The organism is Roseomonas alba (genome assembly GCF_019430885.1).
GTDB classification, from domain to species: Bacteria; Pseudomonadota; Alphaproteobacteria; order Acetobacterales; family Acetobacteraceae; genus Neoroseomonas; species Neoroseomonas alba.
Map to the genome: position 1 here is coordinate 40,188 of NZ_JAHYBZ010000010.1, position 19,218 is coordinate 59,405.

The 19,218-nt window shown below is 70.6% G+C and carries 15 protein-coding genes; 9 read left to right on the forward strand and 6 right to left on the reverse strand.

Annotated features, from left to right (window positions below; translation table 11 throughout):
• The first annotated feature begins 139 nt into the window (after positions 1 to 139).
• Positions 140 to 1,771, forward strand: coding sequence for a thiamine pyrophosphate-binding protein (locus KPL78_RS24870; RefSeq protein WP_219765679.1), 1,632 nt, complete (start codon positions 140 to 142; stop codon positions 1,769 to 1,771).
• Positions 1,771 to 4,134, forward strand: a complete 2,364-nt coding sequence (locus KPL78_RS24875; RefSeq protein WP_219765680.1) for a glycosyltransferase — start codon at positions 1,771 to 1,773, stop codon at positions 4,132 to 4,134. The genes KPL78_RS24870 and KPL78_RS24875 overlap by 1 nt, the downstream gene beginning before the upstream one ends.
• 241 nt (positions 4,135 to 4,375) lie before the next feature.
• Here KPL78_RS24875 and KPL78_RS24880 read toward each other — a convergent pair whose 3' ends face one another.
• Positions 4,376 to 5,635, reverse strand: a complete 1,260-nt coding sequence (locus tag KPL78_RS24880; RefSeq protein WP_219765681.1) for a nucleotide sugar dehydrogenase — start codon at positions 5,633 to 5,635, stop codon at positions 4,376 to 4,378.
• Between the two features lie 135 nt (positions 5,636 to 5,770).
• Between KPL78_RS24880 and upp the strand changes: the two genes are divergently transcribed.
• The 3 genes from upp to KPL78_RS24895 all read left to right on the forward strand — a co-directional run bounded on the left by upp (position 5,771) and on the right by KPL78_RS24895 (position 9,896).
• The gene (gene upp / locus KPL78_RS24885; protein ID WP_219765682.1) at positions 5,771 to 6,403 is read left to right on the forward strand and encodes a uracil phosphoribosyltransferase; all 633 of its coding nucleotides are present in this window, start codon (positions 5,771 to 5,773) and stop codon (positions 6,401 to 6,403) included.
• A 57-nt stretch (positions 6,404 to 6,460) separates the two neighbouring features.
• Positions 6,461 to 9,247 carry an ATP-dependent DNA helicase gene (locus KPL78_RS24890; protein WP_219765683.1) on the forward strand — a complete coding sequence of 929 codons (2,787 nt, stop codon included), beginning with the start codon at positions 6,461 to 6,463 and terminating at the stop codon, positions 9,245 to 9,247.
• A 136-nt stretch (positions 9,248 to 9,383) separates the two neighbouring features.
• Positions 9,384 to 9,896, forward strand: a complete 513-nt coding sequence (locus KPL78_RS24895; RefSeq protein WP_219765684.1) for a cupin domain-containing protein — start codon at positions 9,384 to 9,386, stop codon at positions 9,894 to 9,896.
• An 81-nt stretch (positions 9,897 to 9,977) separates the two neighbouring features.
• Here KPL78_RS24895 and KPL78_RS24900 read toward each other — a convergent pair whose 3' ends face one another.
• Together KPL78_RS24900 and KPL78_RS24905 are read right to left on the reverse strand one after the other, a co-directional pair.
• Complete coding sequence (locus KPL78_RS24900) at positions 9,978 to 10,409, reverse strand: CBS domain-containing protein (RefSeq protein WP_219765685.1); 432 nt, start codon at positions 10,407 to 10,409, stop codon at positions 9,978 to 9,980.
• 189 nt (positions 10,410 to 10,598) lie between these two features.
• A complete protein-coding gene (locus KPL78_RS24905; protein WP_219765686.1) occupies positions 10,599 to 12,368 on the reverse strand; it encodes a glucan ABC transporter ATP-binding protein/ permease in 1,770 nt (589 codons plus the stop codon).
• Positions 12,369 to 12,537: 169 nt separating this feature from the next.
• Between KPL78_RS24905 and KPL78_RS24910 the strand changes: the two genes are divergently transcribed.
• Positions 12,538 to 13,527: a Bug family tripartite tricarboxylate transporter substrate binding protein gene (locus KPL78_RS24910; RefSeq protein WP_219765687.1), complete on the forward strand. Its 990-nt coding sequence runs from the start codon at positions 12,538 to 12,540 to the stop codon at positions 13,525 to 13,527.
• A 6-nt stretch (positions 13,528 to 13,533) separates the two neighbouring features.
• On the opposite strand, the gene KPL78_RS24915 is transcribed toward KPL78_RS24910, so the two are convergent.
• On the reverse strand, positions 13,534 to 13,881 hold the full coding sequence (locus KPL78_RS24915; protein ID WP_219765688.1) for a hypothetical protein: 348 nt from the start codon (positions 13,879 to 13,881) through the stop codon (positions 13,534 to 13,536).
• Between the two features lie 99 nt (positions 13,882 to 13,980).
• On the opposite strand from KPL78_RS24915, the gene KPL78_RS24920 reads away from it, so the two are divergent.
• Positions 13,981 to 14,970, forward strand: coding sequence for a Bug family tripartite tricarboxylate transporter substrate binding protein (locus KPL78_RS24920; RefSeq protein ID WP_219765689.1), 990 nt, complete (start codon positions 13,981 to 13,983; stop codon positions 14,968 to 14,970).
• A gap of 48 nt (positions 14,971 to 15,018) precedes the next feature.
• Here KPL78_RS24920 and KPL78_RS24925 read toward each other — a convergent pair whose 3' ends face one another.
• Positions 15,019 to 15,333, reverse strand: coding sequence for a hypothetical protein (locus tag KPL78_RS24925; protein WP_219765690.1), 315 nt, complete (start codon positions 15,331 to 15,333; stop codon positions 15,019 to 15,021).
• Here KPL78_RS24925 and KPL78_RS24930 point away from each other — a divergent pair.
• The gene (locus KPL78_RS24930) at positions 15,326 to 16,084 is read left to right on the forward strand and encodes a TetR/AcrR family transcriptional regulator (RefSeq protein WP_255569420.1); all 759 of its coding nucleotides are present in this window, start codon (positions 15,326 to 15,328) and stop codon (positions 16,082 to 16,084) included. The two genes, KPL78_RS24925 and KPL78_RS24930, sit on opposite strands and share 8 nt — an antisense overlap.
• An 84-nt stretch (positions 16,085 to 16,168) precedes the next feature.
• Here KPL78_RS24930 and KPL78_RS24935 read toward each other — a convergent pair whose 3' ends face one another.
• Positions 16,169 to 18,025 carry a ribonucleoside-diphosphate reductase subunit alpha gene (locus tag KPL78_RS24935; RefSeq protein WP_408904497.1) on the reverse strand — a complete coding sequence of 619 codons (1,857 nt, stop codon included), beginning with the start codon at positions 18,023 to 18,025 and terminating at the stop codon, positions 16,169 to 16,171.
• A 317-nt stretch (positions 18,026 to 18,342) separates the two neighbouring features.
• Between KPL78_RS24935 and KPL78_RS24940 the strand changes: the two genes are divergently transcribed.
• Positions 18,343 to 19,188, forward strand: coding sequence for a universal stress protein (locus tag KPL78_RS24940; protein WP_219765692.1), 846 nt, complete (start codon positions 18,343 to 18,345; stop codon positions 19,186 to 19,188).
• The last annotated feature ends 30 nt before the right edge of the window (positions 19,189 to 19,218 follow it).

A 19,218-nucleotide genomic window follows, 5' to 3' on the forward strand; every position in this document is an offset into this window, starting at 1 on the left:
GCCCGTTCCCAGCGAAGGGGTCGCGCCTTGCCTGCATAGGCGGACCATAGCGTGATCGCCGCGCCGCGCCACACCCGGCATGGACCGGACGGCGCCACCGCGTTACCGGGTGGGCAAGACACAGGGAAACGCACCGCAAATGCCGACTGCCGCCGAACGCCTGATCGACTTCCTCGCCGCCCAGGGCATCGACCGCGCCTTCTGCGTGCCGGGCGAATCCTACATCGCGCTGCTCGATGCGCTGCATGCCCATGATGGGATCGACCTCGTCACCTGCCGGTCCGAGGGCGGGGCCGGCTTCATGGCGGTGGCGGATGCGAAGATGACCGGGCGGCCGGGGGTGGTGCTGGTCAGCCGAGGGCCGGGTGCCTGCAATGCCTCGATCGCGGTGCATACGGCGGAACAGGATGCGGTGCCGCTGATCCTGCTGGTCGGTCAGGTCGAAAAGCGGGACCTGCGCCGCAACGCCTTCCAGGAGATCGACTACGGCCGGATGTTCGGCGGCATCGCGAAATGGGTGGGCGAGGCGACCGACCCCGACCAGGTGCCCGAGCTGATCGCCCGCGCCTATGCCATGGCGATGCAGGGTGTCCCGGGCCCGGTGGTGCTCTCCCTGCCCGAGGACGTGCTGGCGGAACCCTGCGCCGCGCCGTTGCTGCCGGCGACGCGGGCCGCGCCCGCCCTGCCCGCCCCAGCCGAGATCGCGGAACTCGCCGCAATGCTGCGCGCGGCGGAACGGCCGATCCTGCTCGCCGGCCATGCCTTCGACCGGCCCGGTGGGCGCGAGGCACTGCGCGCCTTCGCCGAGGCCTGGCAGCTTCCCGTCGCGGTGTCCTTCCGCCGGCAGGACCTCTTCCCCAACGGCCATGCGCTCTATGCGGGCGACCTCGGCCTGCGGAACCCGGACGCACAGCGCGCGGCCTTCGCCGAATCCGATCTCGTGCTGGCGCTCGGCACGCGGCTGACCGACATCACGACCCAGGGCTGGACCTGGCCCGCGCCGGGGCAGCGCCTCGTGCATGTCTGCGCCGATCCGCGTTTCCTCGGCTGGCTATTCCCGGCCGAGCTCGCCCTTCCCGTGGATGCACTGGCGCTGGTCGCCGCGGTGGGGTCGGAAACCGCCGCCGCGCCGGCCTCGCGCGCCACCTGGACCGCGCGGCTGCGCGCGCTGCATGTCGCCGATACCGGCATACGGCCCGGCCAGCACAATGACGGCGTCGCCTTCGCCGAGGTGGCTCGCCGCATCGGGGCCCTCGCGACACCGGACGCGATCATGACGCTCGATGCCGGCACCTTCGGCGCGCCCTTCTACCGCAAGGTGCCCTGGGTGCCGCCGCAGCGGCTGCTCGCGCCCGTCTCCGGCGCCATGGGCTTCGGCGTGCCGGCGGGGGTCGCTGCGGCGCTGCGCTTTCCGGACCGCCAGGTGATCGCGGCGGTCGGCGATGGCGGGGCGCTGATGACCGCGGGCGAATTCGCCGTCGCGGTGGCGCGCGGCGTTCCCCTCAAGCTGCTCCTGTCCGACAATGGCGCCTATGCCTCAATCCGCATCCATCAGGAACGGGCCCATCCCGGCCGCGTCTCCGGCACCACCCTCTCCAATCCGGATTTCGTGGCCTGGTGCGGAGCCTTCGGCGTGCCCGTGACGCGCATCGACAATGAGGCGGACCTGACCAGGCTCGCCCCTGCCCTGGCAGCGCCGGGACCGGCGGCGATCGTGGTGCGCACCTCCCTTGCTGCGGTGCTGCCCGTGCCGGCCCGCGCCGCCGAGTGATGCAGGCCCTCGCCGAGGCCGAGGCCGCCGCGGCCGCGCGCGACATCGACACGGCCGTGGCCGCGGCGGCGCGCGCGGTGGCGGAGGCGCCCGGCGATCCGGCGATCTTGCTGCGCGCGGCCCATCTGCATGTCGGGCTGGGACGCGCGGAATCCGCGCGCGCCCTCGCCCATGCCGCGCTCGATGCCACGACCGACCCTGCCGTGGAGGCCGGGGTGATCCCACTCGCCACGCATCTGCATGTTACGGGCGAGCCTGTCGTCGCCGCCGAGTTGCTCCGCCGCTGCTGGCACGCGCGTCCGGATGGCCCGACGATCAGCCTGTTCCTCGCCGCCGGCCTGCCGGCGTTCCGGCGCAGCATGCAGGATGGCGCGGACCGGGCCCTGCTGGAGGCCCTGACCACCGCGGCCTGCTGCGATCCCTCCGCGCCCCCGACGGCGGACATGGCAGAACTGGCGCGGCTGGTCGAGGACGCGGACCGGGACGACCTGCTGCTTGCCCTCGGCGACGCCGTGCGGGCCCGTGGCGGGCTCGCTGTGCTGGACAGACTCACGCGGCCCGCCCTCGGGGCCATCCAAAGCCTTACCGGCCTCGCCCATGCCGCGACACACCGGTCAGGGCGCGCCGCCATGGCCTTCGCCGCGGCCCATTCGGCGCTGCCTGTCGACCCCTCGGCGCGCTTCAATGCGGGCTATGCTGCGCTGGCGGCCGGCAACGTGCCCCGCGCCGCGGAGTTACTCGGCGGTCTGCCGGCCGCAGGCGAAGCGCTGCTCGCCGGCGCGGCCTGGCCGCAATTCGGCGAATTGCCCTGGCCCTTCGCCGCCCCGCCCGAGGCCGCACGGCGCGGCCTCGAAAGCCTGCTGCCGCCCGGCGCGCGCTGGCCTCGCATCCGGCTGGTCACGCCCTGCCTGAATCCGGGTCCCTGGCTTGAGGAGACGATCCTGTCCGTCGCCGCGCAAGCCTATCCGGCGGTCGAGCACGTCGTCGTCGATGGCGGGTCGAGCGACGGCACCGCCCAGGTGCTGGCACGCCACCGCGACCGGCTGCACGCTGTGATCGTCGGGCGCGACAGCGGGCCGGCCGAGGCCATCCTGAAAGGCTTCGCGGGGACCGACGCCGACCTGATCGGCTGGATCAATGCCGATGACCTGCTCGCACCGGGGGCGCTGCACCGGCTGGGCGCGGCCTGGGCGTCGGACCCGGCGGCGGATCTGGTCCATGGCTGGGCTGTGGCGCATCGGGCGCGCCGCATCACGGGGTTGCAGCAGCCCTTGGCGCAGGGTCAGGCGGACTTCACCGTCGCGGGCCTTGCCGACGTCTTCGGGCGCTGGGGCGCGGGTGCCTTCTTCCTGCAACCCGAGGTGCTCATCGCCCGCCGCTTCTGGGAGGCGCTGGGCGGCCGGCTGGACACGTCGCTCTCCGCCGTCTTCGACTACGAATTGTGGCTCCGCGCAGCGCAGGCGGGCGGACGCGTCGCCCAGGCGCGCTGGCCCGTGGCGTTCTACCGCACCCATGCCGCGCAGCGCAGCGGGCAGCGCGCGGCCCTGGCGCTGGAGCAGGTGACGGTGCGCGACCGCTTCGCCGCCCCCACCCCGCCGCCGAACCGCCGGTCGGAGGTGACAGCGGCGCTGCGTCGCGCCCTGGCGCCACCGGATCGACCAACCCGGCTGCTGCTGATCGATCCCCGCTGCGCCGAATCCCTGTCGGCCGCGGCATGCGAGGAAGCCCGCGCAGCGCTCGCGGTGCGGGGGGTGGCGCTGGAGGTCCTTTCCCGCGCCCCTGGCTCGGGGATCGAGGCGGATCTCGTCCTGCGCCTGCTCGGTGCGCATGACGGGGTGGATTGGGTGCCGCATCTGCGCGCGCTTGGCTTCGCCGGCCCGACGGTCGGCTGGTTCCTCGAAGACGACCGCGACGCCGCCTCCAACGCCGCCATGGCACGGGCGCCGGATGTGGTGGTGCCTGCGCGCGCGCGCCGCCGTGGCATTCTGCTGCAGGAGGCCGCCCTGGTGACGGAAGCCGTCGCACCGCCCTGCGGCCTGCTGTCCATTGCCGAGGCGCGCGCTGCCTTCGCCGCTGGCGTGACCTCCGGCCCGGCCGGCGCCGCCGTGTGGGAGCGCGGCCCCGCGCGCCTCGCCGCAGCGCTGCGGCACGACGCGCCGCTGCCGGTCGGTGACCCCGGTGCATTGACGCTGGCATTGTTGGCCGGCCGCATCCCCGTGTCGGACGATCCCGACCTCGTGGAGCTGCTGCCCGCACCACTGTCGGATGACCGAGCGGCGCGGCATGCGGCGGGTCTCGACCTGTTGCTGGCACCGCGGCTGCTGCGGGTGCTCGATGCGCTGCGGGCGCTGGCTAAGGATTGAGGCGAAGTACCGCTCGCCGCTCCTGGACCACCTCCGGACCCGCGCGGCCCTGCACCTCGCCATGCGATCCATTCGGCACCACGTTGTCGAATGGCTCGACGGCGCCCGGGACTTTCCAGGCGGTCACCCATACCGTCGAGTTCAGCGGCAAGGCGCGGCGGTATGGCGCGCGGGGTTGGTGGGGCGGTCGCGCGCGAAACCAGGACTCTGATACCGAGGTCAGCCGCAAGGCTGGCCGGCATCAGACCGCCCGCACGCTGTCGCCCCGCAGCATCCCGAAAGGATCGAACACCAGCGGCGCGAGACCCGCGACCCAGGCCGGATCATAGGCCCGGTGCGGCGCGCCGAGGACCACGGCCTCCGCATCGTGACCCGCGGGATGCTCCACGCGCCGCGCGCCACCCAGGCCCGCCGGTGCCGGGCCAAGCACAGGATCGTGCCACAGCACCTCAGCACCGTGTTGGGCCAGCCCATGCAGCAGGGCCATCGGCGCGGCACCGCGCAGGTCCGGCACCTCCGGCTTGTAGGTCACGCCGAGCACCAGCACGCGCCGCCCGGCCAGCGAGCCCCCGAAGGCCGCCGTCATCGCCGCGAGGATGCGCGCGGGGCGCTGCCGATTGGCCTCCGTGGCCGCGGCGATGAGCGCGGATGCCACGCCGGCGCGGGCCAGTTCCATTTGCAGGAAGCCGGGATCGACAGGAATGCAGTGGCCGCCCGCCCCGGCCCCCGGCCAGAATGGTGCGAAGCCGAAGGGCTTGGTCGCCGCCGCCTCGATCACCGCGCGTGTCGGCACGCCCAGCGCTGCGAAGCCGCGATGCAACTCATCGATCAGGGCGATGTTGACCAGGCGATAGGTGTTCTCGAGCAGCTTGGCGCATTCGGCGATTTCGGGCGTCGCGACGGTGATGACGCGCTCCGCAATGCGTTCCCAGAATGCCCGGGCGCGGGCGAGCGAAACCGCGTCCGGCGCGCCCAGCAGCCGCGCGATGCGGCGTGGGCCGGTGATCTCCCCGCCCGGATTCTCGCGTTCCGGCGAGACGGCGAGAAAGATGTCTCGGCCGACCACGAAGCCGTCGGCCTCCAGCGCCGCGCGGCACATGCCGTTGGTCGCTCCAGGCTGGCAGGTCGAGACCAGGCAGACGAGCGCCCCCGCCCGCAACCCCGCCCGGCAGGTGGCCAACGCCGCCTGCACCAGCGACAGATCCGGCTGCCCCACGCCGTCGAGTGGCGTCGGCACACAGATCAGCCAGGTCTCGGCCCGCGGCAGCGCGCGCGGGTCGGCGGTGGCGAGAAAGCGGCCTTCACCCCCGAGGCCGGATGCCGCCGCCTCCGCAGCGTGCGCCGCCGAAGGGTCGAGGTCGTAGCCCGTGACCGCATAGCCGGCGGCCGCCGCCTCCAGGGCGATGGGAAGGCCGACATAGCCGAGGCCGATGACCACGACCTCCCCGGCGGAAACCGGGGCGGCCCTGGCATCGTCGCGCAGCAGGCCAGTATCGGGCATACGCCATGGTTGCTCTTTTTAATTTGCAAATCAACCCAGAGGTGAAATGCCGTCCTGCCCCTGGTGCCGGCCGCGCCTTTGCGTCAATCAGACGAACCGAGCGGTGAGAGCCGCCATGAACGGGGTGACGCGCGCATGACCACAGGGCTGCATGTAGCCTCGCATCCGTTGATCCAGCACAAGCTGGGCCTGATGCGGGAAGCGAGTTGCGCCTCGGCCGAATTTCGGCGGCTGCTGAGCGAGATCGCGATGCTGCTCTGCTACGAGGTGACGCGCGACCTGCCGCTGGAGAATGCGCCGATCGAGACGCCGCTCGAGCCGATGATGGCCCCGCGGCTGGCCGGACGGAAGCTGGTGCTGGCGCCGGTGCTGCGAGCGGGACTCGGCATGCTGGACGGCATGCTGTCGCTGATGCCCTCGGCGCGCGTCGCGCATGTCGGGCTCTACCGCGACCCGGCGACGCTCCAGGCCGTGGAATACTACTTCAAGGCGCCGAGCGACGTGGCGGAGCGGCTGGTGCTGGTGCTCGACCCGATGCTGGCGACGGCGCATTCGGCGGTGGCGGCGGTCGACCGCTTCAAGGCCCGCGGCTGCAAGGAGATCCGCTTCGTCTGCCTGCTCGCCGCGCCGGAGGGTGTGGCGCATTTCCATGCGCATCACCCCGACGTGCCGGTGTGGACGGCGGCGGTGGATCGCGCGCTGGACGACCACGGCTATATCCGACCTGGGCTCGGCGATGCGGGGGACCGGATGTGGGGCACGAGGTAGTGCTCGAAGCGCCTCCGGCCGGGCTAACACCGCGGCGCCCGGCTGCTACCCTGCATCATGGCTTCCGCCCCGCGACTCCTGCTGCCTGACGTCCCGTCCCTGGTCGCGGGCTTTGGCCATGGCGTACTGCTGTCCCCCGATGGTGAGGTCGAGACCCTCCCCGGCCCGGTCATCGCCGCGCGGCTGCGCGACACCGCGCCGATGCTGGTGCACACGCCCTCCACGGCGCGGCGGCTCGGCCTTCCGGGCTTCGATGCGGCGCACGACCTGCTGGAACTCTTCGCCTTCTGCCGCCCGGCCGAACCCTGCGCACCCACGCCGCGCGGCCTCGCCCTCGCGCTCGACCTGCCGCAGCCGAAGGATGATGAGGCCGCCGCCACCCTGCTGCCGGAGATCGCGACCCATCTGCTGCGGCACCTCGCCGAAACGCGGGAGGCGCTGCGCAACCGCGATGCGGCGGGTCTCGCGGCGCGCATGGGCGAGGCGGGTTGGCCTTGGGCGCCATCCGTGCTGGCCGCGCTCGGCGATCCGGCCGCGCGGCCCATGCCCAACGCCTACAAGGTCTGGCGCCGCCTGCCGGAATGGGAGGACACAGCCCCTCCCCCGCCCGCCGCCTCCTTCCCCGTCGAACCCGCCGAGGCACGGCGCCGGCTCGCCGAAATCCTCGGCCCCGATGCCGAACAGCGGCCCCAGCAGGCCGACTACGCCTCGGCCGCTGCTGGCGCCTTCGCGCCACGCGAACATCCAGGCGCACCCGCCCTGGTGCTGGCCGAGGCCGGCACCGGCACCGGCAAGACGCTCGGCTACATCGCCCCGGCGAGCGTCTGGGCCGAGAAGAACGGCGCGCCGGTCTGGATCAGCACCTTCACCCGCAACCTCCAGCGCCAGATCGACCAGGAGACGGCGCGGCTGTTTCCCGACCCCGAGGAACGCCGCCGCCGCGTGGTGCTGCGCAAGGGGCGCGAGAACTACCTCTGCCTGCTGAACCTCGACGATCAGACGGCGGGCGGGCCCCCACCCTATGCCGCGATCGCGCTCGGGCTGGTCGCGCGCTGGGCGCTGGCGACGCGGGATGGGGATCTGCTCGGCGGCGACTTCCCGGGCTGGATCGCGGAGCTGTTCGGACCCGGTGCGGTGCTGCACCTCGCCGACCGGCGCGGCGAGTGCATCCATTCCGCCTGCCCGCACTACAAGACCTGCTTCGTCGAGCATTCCATCCGCCGGGCCAAGACCGCGCAGATCGTCATCGCCAACCATGCGCTGGTGATGGTCCAGGCCGCACTCGGCGGCGGGGAGGACGGACCACCCCTGCGCCTGGTCTTCGACGAGGGCCATCACCTGTTCGACGCGGCCGATTCTGCTTTCTCCGCCGACCTGACCGGGGCCGAGATGGCAGAGCTGCGCCGCTGGCTGCTCGGCGCGGAAGGCGGCCGGTCGCGTGCCCGCGGGTTGCGGCGGCGCACCGAGGAACTGGTCGGCGACCGCCCTGATCTCCAGGCCCCGCTGGACGCGGCCCTACAGGCCGCGCGATCCCTGCCCGCCGGCGGCTGGGCCTCCCGCCTGCCAGAGGCGCCTGCCACGCGGCCGGACGAGACGCCGAACGCCGCCGAGGCCTTTCTCCATGCCACGCGCGAGCAGGTGCTGGCCCGCACTGACGAGGCGCATGGCGCCGGGCTCTACGATTCCGAATGCGACCTGTTCCCGGTCACGCAGGCCTTGCCGGAGGCCGCGCAGACCCTGGCCCGCGCGCTGCACCGCCTCGAAGAGCCGCTGGTCCTGCTGCGCGACCGCTTCGCCGCGCGGCTCGAGGATGAGGCCGAGGATCTGGAAGTCGGCGACCGTATCCGGCTCGAAGCGATCTGCCGGTCGCTGGAGAACCGCGCCCTGCGCCCTTTGCGCGCCTGGGGGATGATGCTCGCCACCGTCCAGGCCGCGCCGTCCGAGCCCGGCGAACGCCCGACCTATGTCGATTGGCTGAGCCTCGAACGTCGCGGCGGCAACGACACCGATGCCGGGATGCATCGCCACCACCTCGACCCGACCGAGCCCTTCGCCCAGGCTGTGGCGGCACCGGCGCACGGGCTGCTGATCACCTCCGCCACCCTGCGCGACGAGGCGGAGACCGAGGAGGACGATCCGGAATCGGCCTGGCGCGAAGCCGAGGCGCGCACCGGTGCCTCCCACCTGCCGGTGCCGGTGATCCGGGCGGCCATGCCCTCGCCGTTCGACTATGGCGCGCGCACGCGCTGCCTGGTCGTCACCGATGTGGCGAAGGAAAACACCGGCCAGGTCGCCGCGGCGTTCCAGGCGCTGTTCCTCTCGGCCGGTGGCGGCGGCCTTGGCCTGTTCACCGCCATCCGCCGCCTGCGCGACGTCCATGCCCGCATCGCCGGGCCGCTCGAGGAAGCAGGCATCCCGCTCTACGCCCAGCACATCGACGCGATGGACAACAGCACCCTCGTCGATGTCTTCCGCGCCGAGGAACACGCCTGCCTCCTCGGCACCGATGCGATGCGCGACGGGGTGGACGTGCCGGGCCGCGCGTTGCGACTGCTGGTCTTCGACCGCGTACCCTGGCCGCGCCCGACCATCTTGCATCGTGAGCGGCGCCTCCATCTATCCGGCGCACGCCCCAAGGACTACGACGACCGCATCGCCCGCCACCGGTTGCGACAGGCCTTCGGGCGGCTGATCCGCCGCGCGGATGACAAGGGTGTCTTCGTCATGCTCGACCGGTCCTGCCCGTCCCGCCTGCTGCACGGGCTACCCCCCGGCGTGCTGATCCGCCGGCTGGGCCTCGCCCAAGCTGTGGCCGAAACCCGGGATTTTCTCGCGGAGCCGTGAGGCCCACGGGAAAGCCTGTGCGGACAGCAACCGGAAACGAGCCCCCCGGCAGGCTGCCAAACCGCGCATAGCCCCTTCCGTCGCGCGCTGGTCGGGAGCATCTTCCCCTCCGGTTCCCGGCGGGAGGAGAAAATCCATGCCCATCACCCTCGACGACTTCGTGCAGCGCGCGCGCAGCGCCCTGAAGGACCATCCCGGCACCGAAGGCCGCGAGATGGTCTGCGACCTGGTGCGCGAAGCCCTGAAGGACCCGGCCTTCGTCGCCGCCAACATCAACGACAAGACGCCCGAACGGCAGGTGCTCTACGAGGATCCGGAGCTCGGCTTCACCGTCCTCGCCCACGCCTATCATGACGCGAAGACTTCCGGGCCCCACGACCATGGCCCCTCCTGGGCCATCTACGGCCAGGCGGAAGGCGAGACGGTCATGACCGATTGGGAATGCCTCGCCCGCCCGTCCGAGGGCGTGCCGGGCAAGGCGAAGCGCATACGCGACTACGCGATGAAGCCAGGCGACGCGTATCTCTACGAGCCTGGCATCCTGCATTCCCCGCGCCGCGACGGGCCGACGCGCCTGCTGCGGATCGAAGGGCTGAACATGGATCGCGTGAAGCGGCTGCCCTACCAGCCCGTCGACGCGGCGGCCTGACGACCGCCGTCGGGGGAAGGCTCCGCTTTCCCCCGAGGGAGCGCCCAGCCGCCCGCGGCCCGGGCGCCCCCGACGCTGCGGCTAGGCAGCCGTCACGAAGGCGCGCAGCGATTCCGCCTCCTGTTCCGCCTGCTCGATGCGCGCCTTCACCAGGTCACCGATCGAGACCATGCCGGCCAGCCGGCCCTGTTCCATCACCGGCAGGTGCCGGCAGCGGTGCTGTGTCATGATGGCGAAGCCCTCGGCGATGCTGGTGCCCAGCGAAACCGTGACGAGTTCCGCGGTCATCAGGTCGCGCGCGGTCCGTGACAGCGCGACCGTGCCCTCGCGCGCCAAGGCGCGGACGATGTCGCGTTCGCTGACGATGCCAAGAACCTTGCCGTCCAGATCCCGCACCAGTGCCGCGCCGATGCGGTGCTGTGCCAGCGCCTGGGCTATGCCCGTCACGTCATCTCCGGGGCCCACGGAGAACACATCCTCGCCCTTGTGACGCAGGATGGATTTGATGGTCATGTCCGCTCCCTCCTCCTTTGCGGGCCGGGGGACCCGCAGGGCGTGGCTTCAGGGAAGCGCCGGGTGCCGCAGCGAAGCGAGGGGTCCGGCGATCCCTGTCCGCGCAACCATGAAGCGAGCCTGCCAGGGTCACCACGCGCGATGCAAGGACGAAGCGCGGCGGCGCCACGGAAGTTGAAGACGGCGCGATCAGTGCGCCGGCGCGGCCGCCCCGCCGGCGAGCTGCGTGCGCACCAACTCCGCGAAACGGCCATCCAGCGCGACCAGTTCCGCGAAGGGCCCGCGCTCGGCGATGCGGCCGCCGTCGAAGACCAGGATCTCGTCCGCCTCGCGCACCGTGGACAGGCGATGCGCGATGATGAACGTCGTCCGCCCGGCCATCAGCGCGGCGAGCGCCTTCTGCACCCGCGCCTCGGTCGCGGCGTCGAGCGCGCTGGTCGCCTCGTCCAGGATCAGCACCGGCGGGTTCTTGATGAGCGCCCGCGCAATGGCCAGGCGCTGGCGCTGGCCGCCCGACAGGTTCGACCCGCGCTCGCCGACGATGGTGTCGTAGCCCTGGGGCTGGCGGGTAATAAAGTCATGCGCCTCGGCCTGGCGGCAGGCAGTCTCGATCTCTTCCTGCGTCGCCTCGGGGCGGCCGACCAGCAGGTTCTCGCGGATGGTGCGGCTGAACAGCATGGATTCCTGGAACACCACGCCGATGTTGCGCCGCAGCGATTCCAGGCTGATCTGCCGGAGATCATGGCCGTCCAGCGTCACGCGGCCTTCCACCGGGTCCCACAGCCGCTGCAGCAGTGCCATGGCCGTGGACTTGCCGGCGCCGGTCTGACCGACCAGCGCGACGGTCCGCCCGGGTGCCGCGCTGAAGGACACGTCGCGCAGAATCGGCGGGCCACCGGGATAGGCGAAGGCAACATCCTCGAAGGCGACGCGGCCCTCGGCACGGCCGATGTCTAGGGCATCCGGCGCCTCCGGCACCGTCGATCGCGCATCGAGCACCTGGAACAGCTCCACGATGCGCGGCTGCACGAAGACCATGTGGGAGACGAAGCTGACCGCGCCTTCGAGTCGCCCGATCAGCAGCGTCGCGAAGCCCATGAAGGAGACGATCTCGCCCACGCTCGCCTGCCCGCGCACATGCAGGATGGTGCCGAGGACAAAGATGGCGATGACGCAGACGGTCGATGCCGCGCGCGTCAGCACCGCGACGATCGCCCACCAGTTCAGCACCGGGAACTGATGGTCCAGCACCTGGCGCACGATATCCCCGAACATCCGCGCTTCCGAGGACAGCCGCGTGAAGGACTGCACGACCACCACGTTGGACAGCGCATCCTGCGCATTGCCGGCAAGACGCGAGTGGAAGGCTTCGACCTTTGCCTGCGCATCCTGGGTGCGGCGGATGACGATGGCGGACACCACGGCGAAGACCGCGACCAGGATCACCAGCAGCAGGCCGAGCCGCCAGTTCATCACCATGGTCAGCGGCAGCAGCACGATCAGCGAGACGAAGGTGACGATGTGCTCGCGGAAGAAGCCGAGCCACAACCCGAACAGATTGTCCGTGCCGACCAGCATGATCTTCATCAGCCGGCCCGACTGCGTATCGCCATGGAAGGACAGCGGCAAGGCGAGCACATGCTGGAAATAGTCGTGCATCACCTTCAGGCGGTTGCGATGCGCCATACGGTCGGCGAACAGCCCCACCGCCACATTGGCCGCAATGCTCGCGAGGCCCACGATGCCCCAGATGGTCAACAGCGTGGTCGCCTCGGACCACAGCAGTGTCGGTGGCATGCTCTCGGACCGCGCCAGCAGGTCGACCACCCGCCCGAACAGCACGGGTTCGAGGAATTGCAGCCCCGCCAGCCCCAGCGCGGCGATGCCGAGACCGACCGCCATGGGGCGATCCGCCCCGAGCAGCCACAGCACGCGACCATAGAGCCTGGCGAACCCCATGCGGTCGCGCCCCCTGTTCCCGGTGGAATACGCCCGCACAATAGAGCCTTTCGCGGCCCGGCGGAAACGCGGCCGGGTGCCGCGGGTTGATCCCCCGCCGCCGAGAGGCCAGTCTGTCCTCACATCATAGCGAGACCCGGTAACGTCCGGGCTCCGGGAGGACATAACCATGATCGACCGCCGCGCCCTGCTGGGCGGATTGGCCCTTGCACCCCTGGCGCGCCCGGCCTTCGCCCAATCCTGGCCGACCCGGCCGGTGCGGCTGGTCGTCGGCTTCCCGCCGGGCGGCACCACCGACCTCGCCGCGCGCGTCATGCTCGAACCGCTGACCCGGCGCCTCGGCCAGCCTGTCGTGGTGGAGAACCGGCCGGGCGGCTCGGGCGGCAATGTCGGCGCGGACGTCGTCGCGAAGGCCGAGCCCGATGGCTACACCATGCTGATGCAGACGGTCTCCTCGGGCGCGATCAATTTCGGGCTCTATGGCGACCGCATGCCGCACAAGCCCGACGACCTGGCCGGCGTCGCGCTGGTGGTGAAGGTGCCCAACGCGATCTTCGTCAACAACGACCTGCCGGTGCGCACGCTGCGGGAACTGGTGGACCTGGCGAAGCGCCAGCCGGGCAAGCTGAACATCGGCTCCTCGGGCGTCGGCACCTCCCTGCACATGACGGGCGAGCTGCTGAAGCAGGCGGCGGGGATCGACCTGACGCACGTCCCCTTCCGCGGCGCCGGGCCGATGCTGCAGGAAATCATCGCCGGGCGCATCGAGGTCGGCGTGGACAACCTGCCCTCCGTCATCGGCCATCTGCGGGACGGGCGGCTGCGGCCGCTCGCGGTCACCACGGCCATGCGCACGCCCTCCCTGCCCGACGTGCCGACCACCGCCGAGGCCGGCTTCCCGGCGGTGGAAGCGACGGCGTGGTTCGGCATCGTCGCCCCCGCCCGCACCCCGCGCCCGATCATCGACCGCATGGCGCACGAGACGAATGCGGCACTCGCCGATCCGGCCGTGTGGCAGAAGCTCGCCGACCTGGGCGGCATGAAGCCGGACCTGACGCCGGATGGCCTGTCCACGCCGCAGACCTTCGATGCCTTCATCCGCAGCGAAATCGTGAAATGGGCCGAGGTGGTCCATAAAGGCCACATCACGGTGGACTGAGCCCCGCTACTCCATCAGGCCAGGGACCTGGAAGGCGAGAACCACCAGTCCCAGGCCCACCACACCCCCGATGAGGGAGGAACGGCGCAGCGTGGCAAGCCTGTCCCGCACCACGGCGACCACCACCGTACCGGCCATCGCGCCGGTGCGGCGGTTGACGATCCAGCGCAGCGCCGGATGGCGGATGCGGTCGACCAGCAGCACGCCGCGCGCCCGCAGGCCGTCGTTACCATCGTCGGCGAGCGCCGCCTCAAAGGCCCGCTGCGCCGAGGTGGCGAGGAACAACCCGATCGCGCACGATACCAGCGAGAGAAGTCCGAGCAGTCCCACCGCCACGGCCACCGCATACGCCATGCCTCTATCCCTTCCCGGTTGTTACGCAGCATGCCCTCGCCGTCCGGACACGCCGAGCGACCTGGCGCACAGAAGACGACCCCGGAGGAGCATCCCCGCATGATCATCGCGCGGCGGCCGCTGATCGGCGCCCTCACCGCCCTGCCCGCCGCCGCGCGCGCCGAGGAGGGCCGCTACCCGACGCGCCCTGTGCGCATGGTCGTGAACTTCCCGCCCGGCGGCACCACCGACCTCGCCGCGCGCCTCTATGCCGACCGGTTGCAGGTCCGGCTTGCCCAGCCCATGCCCGTGGAGAACCGTGGCGGCGCGACCGGCAATATCGGCACCGAGGCCGTCGCGCGCGCGGCGCCCGATGGCTACACCGTGCTCAGCACCGCCGTTTCACCGGCCGCGATCAACTACGCCCTGTTCGGCCCGCGCATGCCCTACCGGCCGGAGGATCTTGCCGCCGTCGGGCTCTATCTGCGCGTGCCCAACGTCATCATGGTCCATCACGCCCTGCCGATCCGCAGCATCGAGGAACTGGTCGCGGCGGCGAAGGCGCGGCCGGGGCAGTTGAACTACGGCAGCGCGGGCAGCGGCGGGTCGCCACACATGGCGATGGAGATGTTCCTGATGCGCACGGGCACGCGCATGACCCATGTGCCCTTCCGCGGTGCCGGCCCGATGCTGATCGAGGCGGTGGCCGGCCGGGTCCAGGCCTCGGTCGACAATATCCCATCCTGCATCGGGCATATCCGCGATGGGCGGTTGCGCGCGCTCGCCGTCACCGGGCATGCACGCTCCGCAGTGCTGCCGGATGTGCCGACCCTCGCCGAGACGATGGTGCCAGGCTTCGAGGCCACCGCCTGGTTCGGCATGCAGGTCCCCGCCCATACGCCGCAGGCGGCGATCGACCGGCTCGGCGCCGAGATCGACGCCATCAGCAAGGAACCCATAACGCGCTCAAAGCTCGCGGAGCTCGGCGCCGAGTTGCCGAATCTGACACCCGATGGCGGCACCACGCCCGCGGCTTTTGAAGCTTTCATCACAGCCGAGATCGCCAAATGGGCGGAAGTCGTGCGGGCGTCGGGGGCGACGGTCGACTGAATCCCGCACACCCTGCCGGGATGTGACGTCCGGCAGGGTGCGAGCGCGTTACGGCGTGACGCTGACCGTGCCGGATCGCGTCACGCTCTGACCCTGAGGCCCGGTCATCGTGCGCGTGCCGGTCGCGCTGCCGTCGCCATTCGGCGTGACGGCGCCCTGGCGCGAGACGCTCTGCCCCTGTGGGCCGGTCCAGACCCGGCTGCGCGTCGCGCCCTGGCCGAGCGTACGGCTGGCGTTGCCACTCATCGTCGCGGTCTGGCCGTGCGGGCCGGTGACGCTGCCGGAGCGGGTGATCTCGCGTGCCTCGGCGAGCGGGGCAGCGAGGACCAGTGCCCCGAGAGCAAGTCCGGACAGGATGCGCATGCAGGATCTCCTTGCCATCGCCGGCGCGGCCACCGCAGCGTTGCGGGACGTCACCAGCCGCTGCGAATATCTGAGGCCTGCTCAGTTTCCTCCACTCGCATCCGCATGGTCCGGGGGTTACATGGCGAAACAGTCCAACCTGCTGAATTTCATGCGAAAATCGCCCGTGCAGGGGCGCTCTCAGCAGACGGTGGAAACGCTCCTCGAGGCCAGTGCTCAGATCCTCCACAAGGAAGGCGAGGCGGCGCTGACGACCAATCGCATCGCCGAGCGCGCCGGCTTCTCCATCGGCACGCTGTACCAGTACTTCCCGAACCGCGATGCCATCCTCGTCGCCATGGCCGAGCGGGAGCAGAAACGGGTGCTGGCGCGGCTCGAGGCAGAACTGGCCGGTTTCGACCCGGCCGACCCCGAACCCACGGTCCGCCAGGCGATCCGGGCCTTCCTCGGCGCCTTTCGCGGACGGCACGGGGTGCGCCGGGCCGTGCTGCTCGCCATCCTGCGGCGCGTGCCGAAGGAGACGAAGGATGTGGTGAGCGTGGCAGAACCGATGCTCGCGGCGATTGAGGCGCGGTGCGGCGCCCATGTCGAGCCATTGGGCGAGGCCGGGCGCTACGTGCTGCTGCGCGCCGTGGCGGGCGCAGTCCGGTCGGCGGCCTTCGAACGCCACCCGATGCTGGGAACCGAGGCCTTCGAGGAAGCGCTGGTGCGGCTGGTGATGGGCATGCTGCGCCCGAAAACCCCGGGGTGAGCACCACCCAGGCACCAAGGCCAGGAGGCCACGGCCGTCAGCAGGAGTGTCTGAGCCCGCCCCTGCGCAGGGCGGGCCCCACCGTCACTGGCAGGCGAGGCATTCCTCGTAATTGTTGCTGTTGCCGGTCGCGGCGAGCGGGAGGGTCGGTTCGATCGGCGCCTTGGGCTCAACGGCCATGATGTCGCTCTGGCCGACCACCTTCTCGCTGATGGTGTCGGCGCGCTGGATCGACAGGGACCGGCAGTAGTAGAGCGACTTCAGACCCTTCTTCCATGCGCTCATGTGAATCTGGTGCAGGTCGCGCTTGTGCACGTTGGCCGGCAGGAAGAGGTTCACCGACTGTGACTGGCAGATGAAGGGCGTGCGGTCGGCCGCATGTTCGATCACCCAGCGCTGGTCGAGTTCGAAGGCGGTCTTGAAAATGGCCTTCTCCTGCTCGGTCAGGAAGTCGAGATGCTGCACCGATCCTTTGGTGACCGTGATCGAGGTCCAGGTCTCGTCATCGTTCCGGCCATGCTTCTCCAGCACCGTCGCGAGGTATGGGTTGCGCACGATGAAGGAGCCGGACAGCGTCTTGTGGTTGTAGACATTGGCCGCGATCGGCTCGATGCCCGGGCTGGCGCCGCCGCAGATGATGGAGATCGACGCGGTCGGCGCGATCGCCATCTTGTGGGAGAAGCGCTCCATGATGCCGTATTCGGCGGCATCGGGGCACGGGCCGCGCTCCTCGGCCAATAGACGCGACGCCGCATCCGCCTGCTCGCGGACGTGCTTGAACATCTTCTTGTTCCACACCTTCGCGACGACGGATTCGAAGGGCACGTTCATCTTCTGGAGGAAGGAGTGAAAGCCCATCACGCCAAGGCCGACCGAGCGTTCGCGCATCGCGCTGTACTTCGCCCGTGCCATGGAATCCGGCGCGGTGTCGATGAAGGACTGCAGCACGTTGTCCAGGAAGCGCATCACATCCGTGATGAACAGCGGATGGTCCTTCCACTCGAACCAGGTCTCGCAGTTCAGGGACGACAGGCAGCACACCGCGGTGCGCTGTTCGCCGTGCTGGTCGATGCCGGTCGGCAGCGTGATCTCCGAGCAGAGATTCGAGGTCTTCACCTCAAGTCCCGCGAGCTTGTGGTGCTCGGGCTGCGCGCGGTTCACGTGGTCGGAATAGATGATGTACGGCTCGCCCGTCTCGATGCGCGCCGTCAGGATGCGGATCCACAGCGCGCGCGCCGAGACCTTGCGCATCAGCGCGCCGTCCTTCGGCGAGATCAGCGCCCAGTCCTCGTCATTCTCGACCGCGCGCATGAAGGCATCGGACAGCAGCACGCCGTGATGCAGGTTCAGCGCCTTGCGGTTCGGGTCGCCGCCGGTCGGGCGGCGCATTTCGAGGAATTCCTCGATCTCCGGATGGTGCACCGGCAGGTAGCAGGCGGCCGAGCCGCGCCGAAGCGACCCCTGGGAGATCGCCAGCGTCAGGCTGTCCATCACCCGGATGAAGGGGATGACGCCGGACGTCTTGCCGTTGCGCCCGACCTTCTCGCCGATGCCGCGCAGATTGCCCCAGTAGGATCCGATGCCCCCGCCCTTGGCGGCCAGCCAGACATTCTCGTTCCATAGGCCGACGATGCCGTCGAGGCTGTCCGAGGCCTCGTTCAGGAAGCAGGAGATCGGCAGGCCGCGTGTCGTGCCGCCATTCGACAGCACGGGCGTCGCCGGCATGAACCACAGCTTGCTGATGTAGTCGTAGATGCGCTGCGCATGCGCCGCGTCGTCGCCATAGGCCGAGGCCACGCGGGCGAACAGATCCTGGTAGGACTCGCCCGGCAGCAGGTAGCGATCGTCGAGCGTCGCCTTGCCGAAATCGGTCAGCAGCGCGTCGCGCGACCGGTCGATCTGGACCTGCCCATGGCCTTCAAGCTGTACGGCATCGAACACGGTCAAACCCCCCAACCAACTCATCCCCTGGGCATGCATCCTGCCGTTTATCGCCCCTGGGACACAAGATGTAGTCTTGCCACAGTCACATGACCACCACATGGGGTGACGCACAGACCCCTTGCCAAGAGTCCCGACTTTGTCACAGCCAGAAACATGTTCCCGTTTCGTTCATGATTCCGTGGCGCAAGACGCTTGGCAAGCGGGACTTTTCGGCGCGCGCGAACCGGCCCACTCTGCCGCCCCGTCGGACGGATCGCCCCCGAGGGCGGACCGCCCGTCGATCTTGGCTGCGCCACTGGGCGCCGGAGGAAGTCATGCCGCTCAAGGACATTCTGGTCCATCTCGACGCAACGCCGCAGAGCGGCAGCCGTCTCGACCTCGCCATCGACCTCGCCCGCCGGCATGAGGCCCATCTGACCGCCCTGACCGTGATCGATATCGGCCTCCCGATGATCGCCATGGGCGACGCCAGCGGCGGGGCCGCCATCGCCACCGTGGTCGACGATATGCGCAATGCGAGCCTCGCCGAGGCAAAGCGGGTGGAGGCCGACTACCGCGAACGCCTGCGGCGCGAAGCCATCCCCGGCGAGTGGCGCCAGGCCGAGGGCATGCTGGCAGAGTTGATTTCCCTGCATGCCCGCTATGCGGATCTGGTGATCATCGGCCAGGATGATCCCGATACCGCCATACCGGGCTCCGTCGGCCTCGCCGGCGATGTCTTGTTCGGCGCCGGCCGGCCGGTGCTGGTGGTGCCCTATGCCGGCACCTTCAGCTCGGTCGGGCGCCGCGTGCTGATCGGCTGGAACGCCAGCCGCGAATCCGCCCGCGCGGTGAATGACGCCCTGCCGCTGATCGCCCAGGCCGAGACCGCCTGCGTCCTCGCCGCCAACCCCCGCGTCTCGATCGAGGGCCATGGCGAGGAGCCAGGGTCGGACATCGCGCTGCACCTTGCCCGCCACGGCGTGACAGTGACGGTCGAGCATCGCGTCGCCCCTGACGTGCCCGATGCGGACCTCGTGCTGAACCAGGCCGCGGACATGACGGCGGACCTGCTGGTGATCGGGGCCTATGGCCATTCCCGGCTGCGGGAGTTCGTGTTGGGTGGGGTGACGCGCTCGATCCTGAAGCAGATGACAGTGCCGGTGCTGATGTCGCACTGACGCGGCAGGCATTGGCGGGGAGACTTGCCT